Consider the following 12,991-nt stretch of genomic DNA (forward strand, 5'->3'; position numbering starts at 1 on the left):
GGGTGGAAAGGCTGCCGGCTAAGATTTCAGCAGCTTAATTGGTCCAAACCTTGATTGGTCCAAATCTTAATTGGTCCAAGTCTTAATTGGTCCAGGCGAAGGCAACCTTGTCGAGCGCCTTGGGCCCGAACCGCTCCGAGGAGCGCGCCACCATGCGGCCGCCCAGGGCCCGGTAGAACTCGGTCGCCGGATCGTTGTCCGACAGCGCCCACACCACCATGCTCTTCAAATTGCTCTGCATGAGGTCGCGGCGGGCGGCGGCGAACAGGCGGCGGCCAAAGCCGAGGCCCTGAAATTCGGGGCGCAGGTAAAGCTCGTAGATCTCGCCGTCGAAATGCAGGCTGCGGGCGCGGTTGCGGCCATAGTTCGCATAACCCGCGATCTTGTCGCCGAACACGAGCACGCTGACGCGGCTGCCCTTGCGGATCGCACTATCCCACCACTGCGGACCGCGGCGATTGATCAGCTTCTCCAGCTCGGCGCCGGGGATGATGCCCTGATAGGCGGAACGCCAGGCTTCGTCATGGGTGGACGCCACCGCAGTTGCATCTGCAGCTTTGGCCGGCCGAACCTCGATCAGGGTTGTGCTCATGAACGCGATCAAACCAAGTCGCCGCGTCGGCGGCAAGACCTATCGTTAATTATCAGTTAACCTGTGGACTTTCTGCATCAGTATTTTAACCATGTTGTGCCGAAAAAAGACAAGACGCCACTTCGAACGGCACCGGCGTGCCATGCGTCGGTGCAAAACTGCTTCGCGGCAACGAATGAACGGGAATGGCAGCGCAGAAAGTCCGCCCCGAATGATTCGTTCCTACTAGTGTGGCCCCCACTGTCCGAGCTCGCTCCCGGCAACTCATGCGACTGTTCGAACGCCTTGCACGCTTGCCTCTGCTGGTTCTGCTGACTGCATCGCCTGTGTGCGCGCAGGTCACGTTCGGGGCATTCGGACCGGAAGGCGAGCCGTTTCGCCGACAAGAGTGGCGCGTGCCGTCGCCGGATACCGATATTGCTGCGCGCGCGCTCTTGTTTCGCCCCTCGGGCGCCGGTCCGTTCCGGCTTGCGGTGATCGCACATGCCTCGACGCAAAACGTGCTACGTCGCGCACAAATGCCGCAGCCGGAATATCGCGCACTCGCAGCCTTTCTCGTCGCGCGTGGCTTTGCCGTGCTGGTGCCGGAGCGGCTCGGCCATGGCTCGACCGGTGGTCGCTATGTCGAAGACCAGGGCGGCTGCGACGAAGCGGATTACGCGCGCGCCGGTCGTGCCACTGCAGAGGAAATTTCGCTCGCGCTGGACTATCTGCAGAAGCAGGATTTCATTCGCAGGGATGCCGCGGTCGTGATCGGGCATTCCGCGGGCGGCTGGGGTGCGCTGGCGCTTGCGAATGCCGATCCGAAAGCGATTGCCGCGATTGTCGCTTTTGCACCGGGGCGCGGCGGTCACGCCAATGACGAATCGAACAAGGTCTGCGCACCGCACACGCTTGTCGCCGCTGCCGCTGAGTTCGGTAAGGCCGCGCGCGTTCCGGTCACATGGATCGTCGCCGCGAACGATAGTTATTTCACCCCGACGTTCTCTCGTCAGTTGACGGATGCATTTCACGGCGCTGGCGGCAGAGTCGAGTTTCGCGCGTTGCCCGCCGTGGGCAGCGAGGGCCACTGGATGATCGAGACCGAGGCCGGCGTCCAGGCCGCAAGCAGTGAGCTCGCGCGTGCGCTGAACCTGCCAAAGCCGGTGGCGACCAAGAAGCCATGACATTGTATTTCCTGATCAAGTATCTGCACGTGCTTGGCGCCATCACTATCCTCGGCACCGGAACCGGCATCGCCTTCTTCATGCTGATGGCGCATCGCACTGACAACGCTGAATTCATCGCGCGCACGGCGTCGGTGGTGGTGATCGCGGATGCGATCTTCACTCTGTCGGCTGTCATCCTGCAACCGGTCACGGGCGGCCTGCTGATGATGCTCTCGTCCACGTCGATCATGGAGCGCTGGATCCTCGCCTCGCTCGTGCTCTATGCGATCGCAGGCCTGTTCTGGGTCCCTGTCGTCTTCATGCAGATCGAGATGCGCGATCTCGCGCGCAAGGCGGCCGAGCAGCACGCCGCGCTCCCGGAACGTTACTTCGTTCTGTTTCGCCGCTGGTTCGCGTTTGGCTTTCCCGGCTTCGGTGCGACGATGGCAATCCTCTGGCTCATGATCGCAAAGCCGTTCTGAGGAATCCGATGAACCAGCGAACCATTTTGGTGCTCGGCGCCTCCGGCCTGATCGGCCGCTTCGTGACAGACGATCTGCGCACACGAGGCTTTCGCGTGGTCGGTCTCGCGCGAAGCCTGTCGCCGGCGCAGACGATGAGCGCGCTCGATCTTGAGCTGCCGATCATGTCGCTCGATGTGGCAGCGCTGACACGTCTGCTGAGCGAGCACGAAGTAGATGTTGTCGTGAACTGCCTCGGCGTGCTCCAGGATGGTCCGGGCAGCGACACCAATGCCGTGCATCGCGATTTTGTCGCGCGCTTGCTTCAGGCCATTGCCGATAGCGGTCGTGCGATCCGTCTCGTCCACATCTCGATTCCCGGCACCGCTGAAGCCGATCGCACCGCCTTCGCCACGACCAAGCGCGAGGCCGAGCGGCTGATCGAAGCCTCCGGCATTCCCCACGCCATCCTGCGGCCCGGCTTCGTGGTCGCGCCGTCAGCCTATGGCGGCAGCGCCATGCTGCGTGCGCTCGCTGCCTTCCCGATCAATCTCCCTGTCAAGGTGATGGCAACGCCGTTCCAGCCGGTTGCGGTCGAGGATATCGCCGCTACCATCGCCTGGCTCGCGGCGCGCGAGATCGACGATGCCTCGGTGAAGGCGGTGAGCTGGGACCTCATGCAATCCGAGCCTGTTACGATGGCCGGCGTCATCAAGCAGTTCCGGCTCGCATTCGGCACGGCCGGATGGCCTGGTATCGCGATGCCGTCCTTCATGCTCGATCTCGGCGCAAGACTTGGCGATCTCGCCAACACGCTCGGCTGGATGCCGCCGATGCGCTCCACGGCCATCGCCGAGCTTCGGCGCGGCGTGCGAGGTGATCCCTCCGCATGGATCGCCGCGACCGGCATCGCGCCGAAGACGCTAATGGATACGATCGGGCGCCATCCCGCCACCATCCAGGACGTCTGGTTCGCGCGGTTGTTCCTGATCAAGGCGCTGATCTTTGCGAGCCTGGTGGTGTTCTGGCTCGTCTCCGGCTTCATCGCCTTGTTCGTGTCCTACCGCGCCGCCGCCGGCATTTTGACGGCGCACAATTTTCCGCCGGCGCTGGTCGATCCGGTCACCATCGGCACCAGCCTGATGGATATGAGCATCGGTGTGCTAATCGCCTTCCGCCGCACCGCTGCGTTTGGCCTGGTGGCAGGCATCATCGCCTCGCTCGGCTACATGTTCGGCGCGGCGATCCTGACGCCTGATCTCTGGATCGAGCCGCTCGGCGCGCTGGTCAAGACAGGGCCGGCGATCGTGCTGATGCTGGTTGCGCTTCTGATACTGGATAACCGCTAATGCCCAAATGGCCTGACGATGATGTGATCCTGTTCGACGGCGTCTGCATCTTCTGTTCGCGCTGGGTGAGGTTCGTCGCAGAGCGCGACACCGCGAAGCGGTTTCGCTTCACGCCAATCCAGTCGGACTATGGCGCGAAACTTGCGCGCACGTTCGGCATCGATCCTGACGATCCTGATACAAATGCCGTCGTCCATGGCGGCGAAGCATTTCTCAAGTCAGATGCCGCACTGACGGTGTTGTCGCATCTCCCCGGCTGGGGCTGGGTGCGCGTTCTGCTCGCCGTGCCGAAGCCGCTGCGCGATCCGGTTTACAGCTTGGTCGCGAAAAATCGCTATCGCATCTTTGGGAAGTACGATGCGTGCTTCGTGCCGGATGCCGATTTGCGGGCGCGGGTGATTGAGTGACTCGTCATTGCGAGCGCAGCGAAGCAATCCAGAATCTTTCTGCAGCGGCAGTCTGGATTGCTTCGCTGCGCTCGCAATGACGGAGTGTGCGGTTACGGCTCTCCAATTGCCGCAAGCACTTCCTTCGCCGCCCGCTCCCCACTATCCCGAGCCCCATGCGCCGTCGTGAAGAAATTCGGCGACGTCGCTTCTCCCGCGAAGAACAGCCGCCCATCCACCGGTGCGGCCAGCACGGCGCGATCGCCGGCATGCCCCGGCAGCGCGTGCGAATAGGAGCCTCGCGCAAACGAATCGTGCCCCCAGCGCGACTCGTATAACGGCTTCAGCTTGCGGCGGATGTCGTTGCCGAGGAAGCCTGATATCTCGTCGATGCTGTGTGCGGCGATGGCGCCTTCGCCGGCCTCTTCCAGCGTGCGGGCGAAGCTGCCGCCGAAAAAACCTTCGATGCAGGGCTGGCCGAACGGGCGGATGTGATAGGTGCCCATCTCGGTGCGCATGGTGGCGCCGCGCAGATTTCCTTCCCTAGGGAAGGCCTCGGCGCCGTCGAGCGCGAGCGTCACCTTGTCGTCGACGCCGAGCGGAAGGCCGGCTGCGGCATCGACCTTGGTTGGCAACGCTGGCGAGAAGCGGATCGCCTCATCCGCGATCAGATTGGTCGGTACGGTGACGATCACCTTGTCTGCGGTCAGCGTGCCCAGCGATGTCTCGATGAGGACACGCTTGCCGGAATGATCGATCAGCGTGACGTTGCAGTTCAGCGCCACAGGGCAGGGCGCGCCATAGGCCGCGATCAGCGCACCATAGCCGCGGCGGACGCGCCAGTTGAGCTCGCTGTCCTCATAGGCGTCCCAGTCGAGCGTCGACATGTCCTTGAGCTCGCAGCCGTTGATGTAGGTCGAGATCGCGTCGATCATCGGGTTCCAGCGATTGCCGGGCTCGAGGCTCAGGCTCGCGGGCTCGTCCTTGCCCTTCTGCGCGGCCTGCCACAGCCGGTCATAGAAGGCGTCCATCGCGCGCATGAAATCGTCGCGCTCGGCTTGCGGAAAGGCATTGCCATAGGCGCGCTCGCGCCAGGGCGGCAGGTCCTTGTTGAGCTCGAAGTTGAGTTGCCGCGCGATCGGCACGAAGGAATTCTTGTCGGCAGAATGCAGCCAGCCGCACCCGACGTCGAAGGTCACCTCAGGTGAGGCCTGCACCGTCCAGGCGCGGCCGCCGAGCCGGTTGCGCGCCTCCAGCACGATCACCGAGAGGCCAGAGTCTCCCAGCGCATGCGCCGCGCCGAGGCCGGCGGCACCGGCCCCGATGATCGCGACGTCGACGGAGGAGGGGAGGGACATGAGCGCGAATAGTGAGTGGCGAATGGCGTGTAGGGTACAGTAAACCGTCGTCAGGGCCAAAGGCCCCTATTCGCTACTCGCCATTCCCTATTCGCCGGCTTACGCCACCGCTTCCTTGGCCTTTTCCGCGCGCTTGCGCTCGTTGGGGTCGAGGTGCTTCTTGCGCAGGCGGATCGACTTCGGGGTGACCTCGACGAGCTCGTCGTCCTCGATATAGGCGAGCGCCTTTTCGAGAGTCATACGGATCGGCGGGGTCAGGCGCACGGCTTCGTCCTTCGAGGTCGTGCGGATGTTGGTGAGCTGCTTGCCCTTGAGCACGTTGATCTCGAGATCGTTGTCGCGGGTGTGCTCGCCGACGATCATGCCCTTGTAGACCTTCCAGCCGGGCTCGATCATCATCGGGCCGCGGTCTTCCAGCTTGAACATGGCGTAGGCCACCGCTTCGCCCTGGTCGTTGGAGATCAGGACGCCGTTGCGGCGGCCCTGGATCTCGCCCTTGTACGGGGCATAGCCGTGGAACAGGCGGTTCATGATCGCGGTGCCGCGGGTGTCGGTGAGCAGTTCGCCCTGGTAGCCGATCAGGCCGCGGGTCGGCGCGTAGAACACCAGCCGCAGGCGGTTGCCGCCCGAGGGCTTCATCTCGACCAGCTCGGACTTGCGCTCGCTCATCTTCTGCACGACGACGCCGGAATGCTCCTCGTCGACGTCGATCACGACCTCCTCGATCGGCTCCAAGGCGCCGCCGGTGGCTTCGTCCTTCTGGAACACGACGCGCGGGCGCGACACCGAGAGCTCAAAACCCTCGCGGCGCATGGTCTCGATCAGGATCGCCAGCTGCAATTCGCCGCGGCCGGAGACTTCCATCGCATCCTTGTCGGCGGCCTCGACGACGCGCAGCGCAACGTTGCCCTCGGCTTCGCGGAGCAGACGATCGCGGATCATGCGGCTCGTCACCTTGTCGCCTTCGGTGCCGGCGAGTGGCGAGTTGTTGACGATGAACGACATCGACACGGTCGGCGGATCGATCGGCTGGGCCGGCAGCGGCACCTCGACGGTCGGATCGCAGAAGGTGTCGGCGACGGTGCCCTTGGTGAGGCCCGCAATCGCGACGATGTCGCCGGCTTCGGCTTCCTCGAGCGGCGTGCGCTCGAGGCCGCGGAAGGCAAGGATCTTGGTGATGCGCCCGGTTTCGACCAGCTTGCCGTCGGCATGCAGCACCTTCACCTGCTGGTTCGGCTTGAGCACGCCCGACGAGATGCGGCCGGTGATGATGCGGCCGAGATAGGGGTTGGCCTCGAGGATGGTGCCGATCATGCGGAACGGACCTTCCTCGACCTTGGGCGGCGCGACGTGGCGCAGCACCAGGTCGAACAGCGGCTCCATGCCCTTGTCCTGCGGACCCTCGGGGCTCTCGGCCATCCAGCCCTGCTTGGCTGATCCATAAAGAATGGGGAAGTCGAGCTGCTCCTCGCTGGCGTCGAGCGCCGCGAACAGGTCGAACACCTCGTTGATGACTTCGGTCGGACGTGCGTCGGGACGGTCGACCTTGTTGATGACGACGATCGGCTTGAGGCCGACCTTGAGCGCCTTGGAGACCACGAACTTGGTCTGCGGCAGCGGGCCTTCGGCGGCGTCGACCAGCACCAGGGCGCCGTCCACCATGTTCAGGATGCGCTCGACCTCACCGCCGAAATCGGCGTGGCCTGGCGTGTCGACGATGTTGATGCGGGTGTCTTTCCACTGCACCGAGGCCGCCTTGGCCAGAATGGTGATGCCGCGCTCGCGCTCCAGATCGTTGGAGTCCATGGCGCGATCCGTCACCTTCTGGTTCTCGCGGAACGTGCCGGACTGCTGGAGGAGCTTGTCGACGAGGGTCGTCTTGCCGTGGTCGACGTGGGCGATGATGGCGACGTTGCGGAGATTCATGAGTGAGCTTCTTTGCGGTCGGACAATGGGTTAAGCGCGATCTCGCCGGTCAAGCCGGGACCTGTTCACGGACAACGCTGGAAACGTGGAAAACGGGGCCTGCTACGCCCAAAAAGGAAACCCGGCCATATCGACCGGGTAGCCTATGCGTTTGCGCCGCAATATAGGCAAAAAACGCCAAAAAACAATGCGTTCTTTCAGGGTTGGTTGATTGAATTTTGCCCGGGAATCCCCGGGGCTTAGGGGTATCCCGGGCCAAACCGGCCCTTGTCCGCGAGCCGGCCGTCCCGATCAGCTTGCGCGGCTCTCCGGCTCCTCGGTCGGATAGACGCCGCGCAGCACCTCCTCGAAGTGCAGCTTCACGGCATCGTTGCAGAGGCAGGCGCGCAGGCGCAGGCCATCATGATTGCGGACCAGGATCGCGCCGCGCCGCGTGTCGAGCACGCCTTCGGCCTTGAACGATTGCAGCACGCGGCTGGCATAGCTTCGGCCGACGCCGAGCAATGTGGCGAGCTGCTCATGTGTCAACGGCACGCTGTGCTCGTCGCCGGTTCGCTCCATCGCCGCCACGATCCATTTCGCCGTGCGCTGCTCGATCGAGTGGATCGCGTTGCAGGCGGTCGACTGGAAGATCTGTGCCAGCATGCAGTCGGCGTAGCGGGCAAAGATGTTGCGCAGCGACGGCGAGCGCGCCTTGGCCGCCTCGATCTTGCCGACGTGAACACGTGCGAATGGTCCGCCGAATTTCACGCAGATGCGGGTATAGGCCGGCAGAAATCCTTCGCTGACGATGCCGCCGACGGCGCCTTCGCGGCCGACCAAAATGGTCTCGACGTCGCGGCCGTCCTCGTTCGGAACGAGGAACGTCGCGAGCGATGGTCCGCACGGAAAGTGCACGACCTGGACATCGTCGCCCGGGCTGTAGAGCAGATGGTTCGGGCCGACCTCGTCAACGGTGACATGTGGTGCGAGCAGCGCATAGTCCGCCGCATTCAAGCGCCGCAGCAGATTGTTGGCTGGGCGGCTGTCGATCTCGCTCGTCTTGCTGATGCGTGCATCCATCGTGAAATCCCCCGTCCTCCTCTCCACACTAGCGATCTCCGTCCACGGCCTGTGTGCACATGTGGACAGACGTCAAAACTGTTCTGTGGTGAGTTTCGTTCCGGGAACCCTCCGATGCGCTGGGCGCAGGCGTCGGCCAGAGGCTGTCCAGATCGGTAGAAAAATGCAGCCCTCGATAGCCAGGATCATGATACCTGTTACCCCGGCCGGCGCGGCCGACACCCCCGCTGATGTGCTGATCGTCGAGGACGATCCGATCATCGCGATCGATTTCGAGGATCGCCTGCTCGGATTCGGCGTGACAAGCGTGCGCACCGTGGGCTCGGTCGCGCAGGCGCTCGATGCAATCGCAAGGCGCGCGCCCGATTTCGCACTGCTTGATGTCGAGCTGATCCGCGAGAAGAGCTTTGCGATCGCCGAGCGGCTCGCCGCGCTGGACATTCCATTCGTCTTCGTCACCGGCTACGGCGCCGAGACAAGCATTCCCGCGCAGTTCGCTGCGCGTCCGCGACTGCAAAAGCCGTGCTCCAGCGATGCGCTGGAGGCGGCGTTACAGGCCCGCGGCAGCTAAATCAGCTTCAGGCGAGCTTCGGATCGAGCGTGGTCGACCACAGCGCGACGTCGGCGCGGTCGCGCAACGTGACTGTCATCTGGCCGGAGGCGCCGTCGATCTTGACGTGACCGAAGAACTGCATGCCGGCGGATGGCGGCAGGTTCTGCCTGTCGAGACCGGGCGCCTTGACGAAGCGCACCTCGGGTCCAAACGTGTTGTCCATCTCGCCAGGCCCGAACGTTCCCGCATGTAGCGGACCCGACACGAATTCCCAGAACGGCTCGAACTCCTGGAACTGCGCCTTGTCCGGATTGTAATAGTGCGCGGCGGCGTAATGCACGTCGGCGGTCAGCCAGACCGTATTTTTGATCGGCGCCATCTTGATGAAGCGCAGGATGTCGGCGATCTCGAACTCTCTCCCGCGCACCGGGCCGTCGCCCTGCGCGAAAGCTTCCGACCCCTTCTTGTTCGCCGCATCGTCGTAAACGAGGATGCTGAGCGGCATGTCGGAGGCGATCACCTTCCATGTCGCGCGCGAGTTGAGCAGGCCGCGCTTCAGCCAAGCCATTTGCTCCGGCCCGAGGAAATAGCTGGCCGGACCGTACTCGGTCTCGAGATTGGCGCCGTTCGGGCCGCGATAGCTGCGCTCGTCGAGCACGAACACGTCGAGATGCGGACCGTAGGAGATCTTGCGATAGACCCGGCCCGGCTCAACGATGCTCTCGCGCATCGGATACATTTCGTGGAAGGCGCGGCCGGCGCGCGCGGCGAGCAGCGAGATGTCACGCACCTTGTAAGTCGACGGCAAGTCCTTCGACAGCGACCAGTTGTTGGTCACTTCGTGATCGTCCCACTGCACGAAGATCGGGACTGCGGCATTGAAGGCGCGGACATTGTCGTCGGTGAAATTGTATTTGTGCGCGGCACGGAACTCGTCCAGCGTCTCCGCGACCTTGGCCTTCTCGGGGATGGTGACGTTCTTCCAGGTCTTGCCGTCGGCAAGCTTGACCTCGGAGGGGATCACGCCGTCGGCATAGATCGTATCGCCGGAATGCAGGAAGAAGTCCGGGCGGTGCTTGTGCATCGCCGAGAAGGTGAGCATGCCGCCGTCATCGGGATTGATGCCCCAGCCCTGGCCGGCAACGTCGCCACCCCAGACGAAGCTGACGTCGCGGCGGTCGGCCGGCGCGGTGCGGAAGCGGCCGACCACCGGCTCGCCCTCGATCGCAGTGTGGGAGAGGTCGCGGAAACGGACGCGGTAGAAGATGTCCTGTCCGCCGGGTAGATTGTCCACCAGCATCTTCGCGGTGAAGTCGCTCTCGGGCAGCGCCGCGATCGGCGGCAGCGCGCGGGCGTCCTTGAAGGTATCAGTCGTCGCCACCTCGACCAGCATCTGCGAGGGCCGATCGGACCGTGCCCAGATCACGCCGCCGTCGAGGGTGACGTCGCCGGACTGCACGCCATGGGTGACCGCGGGCCGGTCGGCCGCGCGCGACAGATGCGGCATCGCGATCGCGCCAAGCGCACCGGCGCTGGTGGTGAGAAATTTGCGACGGGAGAATTTGATCTTCATGGCGATGCTCTCGATATCGCGCGGCGCCCGCCGAGGCGGCGGTCACGTGGATGAAGTCAGAGGCTATATTGAGACAATGTGACGCGACAATTACGCGCGCAAGCCGCTTATGCGTTGCCGGCGGCCCGGAATTGCGCACCCGCGCGTTGCAGGTTCTGCGGCAGGCTGGACAACACGGCTTTGCGATCGGCGACCGCGGCGTGGAATTGGTCGAGCGCGATATTGAAGGCGGCGAGTGCGCCCTCCTCGATGGCGCCGTGATCGTAGCAGCGCAAGGTGTCGCGCAGGATCCCGTCGGCCTCGGCCTGCATCTGGTCAAGTTCGTCGATCGTCTCGCTCTTGCGGGCCGCGGTGAGCATGTCGAGCAGACGTTCGCGTAAGTGACTGTTGTTGTCGCGCTCGTCCTTCTTCAGATAGCCCGCGAACCAGGCGCCGAGCGAGCCCGTCGCCGAAAGCGCCATCAGGCTCCACCAGATGTAATCGCTGTATTTGTCGAGGAAGGTCTTCTCCTCGCCGTCGACGAAGGCGGCGGCGCCCGGATGCACGGGGATCACCGCGTCCTTGTCGGTGTCGGGCGTCTCGATCTTCGCGGCCTGCGGGAAGTCGGTCAGCAATTGCTGGCGCACGGCGAAGAGCTGCCGGGTGAAGGCCGCAACCGTGGTTTCGGACAGGCCTTTGCGCGCCACCACGTGGTGCGAGAAGCTGATGGTCTTGACCTCGTCCTCGGGGCGATCGGGTGAGCCGCCATAGGTGCCGGCGGGAATTTCCGAGGCTTCATAGACCGGATGGTTCTGCGCGATGGCGTCCGCCGAATCGATCGCGAGGAAGGTCGGCGAGCCGCCGTCCTTGGCGGAGGCGGCGATCGCATCCGCTGTGATCTTGCTGTTGACGGGGCCGGCCGCGAGATAGACGTCCGCCTTCTGCGCCTTGATCGCCTCGGCGACTTCGCTCGCCGGGAATTGCACGATCTCGACCTTGGCAGGATCGACGCCGTATTGCTGCAGGATCACCTTGAGCAGATTGACGTTGGCCGCCGTGCGGCCGACCACGCCGACGCGGTGACCGGCGAGCTGCGAGATCTTGGTGATCTTCGCGCCCTTCTTCTTGCCCTTGCCGGGCACCGACCACAGCACCACGACGTTCTTGCGCAGCGTTGCGACGGCTTGCGCGTTCTTGGGCACATCGAGATCGCCGCGCACGATGGCAAGATCGACCTTGCTTTCGGCGAGCTGGTCCGCACTGGCGGTGGCGCCGTCGGTCTGGACCGGGCGCAGCCGCACAAAACCTTTGCTCTGCGCGAAGGCCTGCGTCAGCGCCTGCACCACCTTGACGTCGTCGCTGTTGGCGGGACCGACCGCGATCTTCAAGGTCACCGGTCGCATTGCGAAATAATAGCCGCCGGCGAGCGCACCGACGATGGCGAGCACCAGCGCCAGAGACACGAGCGCTGTCTTCCGCGCCGCGGATCGCGGCGAAGGCGGAGGGGGCGCTTCGGCCAGGTTTGAATCCCCGGTCATCGATCTCCCAAACAGGCGCTTCAGGCTCAGCTTCATCTTGGCCAGCGATTTACGCCCGCAATTGTAGCAAATTTCTTGTCCGCCGGGGTTACATCTCCGTCATGGTTAGCGGATCGGCCAAACCCGAGGGTGAACCCCGACGTAAGCACGGTGTTAGGGTAAAGTTCCCCTGAAATGGAGGTCATCATGGCAGAACGTCTATCGGCGGACGCACGCAAGCAGGCGCTGGGCACCCTCCCCGGCTGGGCCGAGGTCCAGGACGGCAAAGGGATCGGGAAGACCTTTGTCTTCAGGGATTTCAACGAGGCCTTCGGCTTCATGACCCGGGCGGCGCTGGTCGCCGAGAAAATGGATCACCACCCGGAATGGCGCAATGTCTACAAGACGGTGGAGGTGGTGCTGTCGACCCATGATGCCGGCGGTGTCACCAAGCTCGACATCGAGCTTGCCACCACGATGAACGCAATTGCCAAGCTGACGCAGGGCTGACGTCTTGCGGGTCCGGGCCGCATCCCCATCTTGTGATCGTCACCGGATGCGGCCTTCGGTCGCGCCGCCCTAAGCGGGAGTTTTGAGAGATGGCTGCCGAACACAGCGTCGGCTTCGAGCCGGCCGATCGGCTCGCGGAAGATCGTGAAAGCGTGCGCCGCCGCTTCTGGCGCAAGCTGAAGCGCGTCGCTGCGCATCTGCCGTTCACGGAAGATCTGCTCGCCGCCTATTACTGCGCGTTCGACCGCCAGACCCCGCGCCATGTCCAGGCGTCGCTGCTGGGCGCGATCGCCTATTTCATCCTGCCGTTCGACTTCATTCCGGACGTGATGCCGGTGCTCGGCTTCACCGATGACGCCGCCATTCTGGCCACCGCCATCCGCATGGTCGCCAGCCACATCACATCAGAGCATCGCGAAGCCGCGCGTGCGGCGCTGAAGCGCGGCGTGGATGAGGCGGAGGAGAAGGCGGAAGCGGCGTAACGGCTATTGCCATTTGTCCCGCTGTCATTCCCCGCGAAGGCGGGGAATCCAGTACGCCGCGGTTTCTCGATTCAATCACTGGCGTCTCGGAGTAC

At 63.9% G+C, this 12,991-nt stretch carries 13 protein-coding genes; 7 read left to right on the top strand and 6 right to left on the bottom strand.

Features of this window, described 5'->3' with window-relative positions:
- Nucleotides 1–82 precede the first annotated feature (82 nt).
- Complete coding sequence (locus tag L6639_RS09640; protein ID WP_128949012.1) at nucleotides 83–592, bottom strand: GNAT family N-acetyltransferase; 510 nt, start codon at nucleotides 590–592, stop codon at nucleotides 83–85.
- 266 nt (nucleotides 593–858) lie between these two features.
- Between L6639_RS09640 and L6639_RS09645 the strand changes: the two genes are divergently transcribed.
- From L6639_RS09645 to L6639_RS09660, 4 genes are read left to right on the top strand one after another with little or no spacing between them, the layout of a single operon-like run.
- Nucleotides 859–1,758 (top strand): dienelactone hydrolase family protein, encoded by a 900-nt coding sequence (locus L6639_RS09645; protein ID WP_237861132.1) that lies wholly within the window; start codon nucleotides 859–861, stop codon nucleotides 1,756–1,758.
- A complete protein-coding gene (locus L6639_RS09650) occupies nucleotides 1,755–2,222 on the top strand; it encodes a DUF2269 family protein (protein WP_237861133.1) in 468 nt (155 codons plus the stop codon). The genes L6639_RS09645 and L6639_RS09650 overlap by 4 nt, the downstream gene beginning before the upstream one ends.
- 8 nt (nucleotides 2,223–2,230) lie before the next feature.
- Entirely contained in the window at nucleotides 2,231–3,550 is a 1,320-nt protein-coding gene (locus tag L6639_RS09655) for an SDR family oxidoreductase (protein ID WP_237861135.1), read from the top strand.
- Nucleotides 3,550–3,957, top strand: coding sequence for a thiol-disulfide oxidoreductase DCC family protein (locus L6639_RS09660; RefSeq protein ID WP_237861136.1), 408 nt, complete (start codon nucleotides 3,550–3,552; stop codon nucleotides 3,955–3,957). Before L6639_RS09655 ends, L6639_RS09660 begins: the two co-directional genes overlap by 1 nt.
- Before the next feature lie 92 nt (nucleotides 3,958–4,049).
- Here the strand turns inward: L6639_RS09660 and L6639_RS09665 are convergent, their stop codons facing one another.
- The 3 genes from L6639_RS09665 to L6639_RS09675 form a co-directional block, all read right to left on the bottom strand.
- A complete protein-coding gene (locus tag L6639_RS09665; protein ID WP_237861137.1) occupies nucleotides 4,050–5,294 on the bottom strand; it encodes a flavin monoamine oxidase family protein in 1,245 nt (414 codons plus the stop codon).
- Nucleotides 5,295–5,393: 99 nt separating this feature from the next.
- Nucleotides 5,394–7,220, bottom strand: a complete 1,827-nt coding sequence (gene typA, locus L6639_RS09670; protein ID WP_128949018.1) for a translational GTPase TypA — start codon at nucleotides 7,218–7,220, stop codon at nucleotides 5,394–5,396.
- Between the two features lie 291 nt (nucleotides 7,221–7,511).
- Nucleotides 7,512–8,282: a Crp/Fnr family transcriptional regulator gene (locus L6639_RS09675; RefSeq protein WP_237861138.1), complete on the bottom strand. Its 771-nt coding sequence runs from the start codon at nucleotides 8,280–8,282 to the stop codon at nucleotides 7,512–7,514.
- Between the two features lie 187 nt (nucleotides 8,283–8,469).
- Here L6639_RS09675 and L6639_RS09680 point away from each other — a divergent pair, with 187 nt between their 5' ends.
- Nucleotides 8,470–8,853, top strand: coding sequence for a response regulator (locus L6639_RS09680; RefSeq protein WP_237861139.1), 384 nt, complete (start codon nucleotides 8,470–8,472; stop codon nucleotides 8,851–8,853).
- A gap of 7 nt (nucleotides 8,854–8,860) precedes the next feature.
- On the opposite strand, the gene L6639_RS09685 is transcribed toward L6639_RS09680, so the two are convergent.
- Nucleotides 8,861–10,408, bottom strand: a complete 1,548-nt coding sequence (locus L6639_RS09685; RefSeq protein WP_237861140.1) for an alkaline phosphatase D family protein — start codon at nucleotides 10,406–10,408, stop codon at nucleotides 8,861–8,863.
- A gap of 107 nt (nucleotides 10,409–10,515) precedes the next feature.
- Nucleotides 10,516–11,961, bottom strand: a complete 1,446-nt coding sequence (locus L6639_RS09690) for a TAXI family TRAP transporter solute-binding subunit (protein WP_237861141.1) — start codon at nucleotides 11,959–11,961, stop codon at nucleotides 10,516–10,518.
- Between the two features lie 150 nt (nucleotides 11,962–12,111).
- On the opposite strand from L6639_RS09690, the gene L6639_RS09695 reads away from it, so the two are divergent.
- Complete coding sequence (locus L6639_RS09695; RefSeq protein WP_237861142.1) at nucleotides 12,112–12,414, top strand: 4a-hydroxytetrahydrobiopterin dehydratase; 303 nt, start codon at nucleotides 12,112–12,114, stop codon at nucleotides 12,412–12,414.
- 89 nt (nucleotides 12,415–12,503) lie between these two features.
- Entirely contained in the window at nucleotides 12,504–12,896 is a 393-nt protein-coding gene (locus tag L6639_RS09700; RefSeq protein WP_237861143.1) for a YkvA family protein, read from the top strand.
- Nucleotides 12,897–12,991: the final 95 nt, after the last annotated feature.

Origin of the sequence: Bradyrhizobium zhengyangense (genome assembly GCF_022012555.1) — a bacterium.
Taxonomy (GTDB): domain Bacteria; phylum Pseudomonadota; class Alphaproteobacteria; order Rhizobiales; family Xanthobacteraceae; genus Bradyrhizobium; species Bradyrhizobium zhengyangense.

What these genes read in the sequence shown, in the direction of transcription:
- L6639_RS09695 (WP_237861142.1), top strand. Translation starts at nt 12,112, where the DNA reads ATGGCAGAACGTCTATCGGCGGACGCACGCAAGCAGGCGCTGGGCACC.
- L6639_RS09680 (WP_237861139.1), top strand. Translation starts at nt 8,470, where the DNA reads ATGATACCTGTTACCCCGGCCGGCGCGGCCGACACCCCCGCTGATGTG.
- L6639_RS09645 (WP_237861132.1), top strand. Translation starts at nt 859, where the DNA reads ATGCGACTGTTCGAACGCCTTGCACGCTTGCCTCTGCTGGTTCTGCTG.
- L6639_RS09640 (WP_128949012.1), bottom strand. Translation starts at nt 592, where the DNA reads ATGAGCACAACCCTGATCGAGGTTCGGCCGGCCAAAGCTGCAGATGCA.
- L6639_RS09700 (WP_237861143.1), top strand. Translation starts at nt 12,504, where the DNA reads ATGGCTGCCGAACACAGCGTCGGCTTCGAGCCGGCCGATCGGCTCGCG.
- L6639_RS09665 (WP_237861137.1), bottom strand. Translation starts at nt 5,294, where the DNA reads ATGTCCCTCCCCTCCTCCGTCGACGTCGCGATCATCGGGGCCGGTGCC.
- L6639_RS09685 (WP_237861140.1), bottom strand. Translation starts at nt 10,408, where the DNA reads ATGAAGATCAAATTCTCCCGTCGCAAATTTCTCACCACCAGCGCCGGT.
- L6639_RS09655 (WP_237861135.1), top strand. Translation starts at nt 2,231, where the DNA reads ATGAACCAGCGAACCATTTTGGTGCTCGGCGCCTCCGGCCTGATCGGC.
- L6639_RS09650 (WP_237861133.1), top strand. Translation starts at nt 1,755, where the DNA reads ATGACATTGTATTTCCTGATCAAGTATCTGCACGTGCTTGGCGCCATC.
- L6639_RS09660 (WP_237861136.1), top strand. Translation starts at nt 3,550, where the DNA reads ATGCCCAAATGGCCTGACGATGATGTGATCCTGTTCGACGGCGTCTGC.
- L6639_RS09690 (WP_237861141.1), bottom strand. Translation starts at nt 11,961, where the DNA reads ATGAAGCTGAGCCTGAAGCGCCTGTTTGGGAGATCGATGACCGGGGAT.
- L6639_RS09675 (WP_237861138.1), bottom strand. Translation starts at nt 8,282, where the DNA reads ATGGATGCACGCATCAGCAAGACGAGCGAGATCGACAGCCGCCCAGCC.
- typA (WP_128949018.1), bottom strand. Translation starts at nt 7,220, where the DNA reads ATGAATCTCCGCAACGTCGCCATCATCGCCCACGTCGACCACGGCAAG.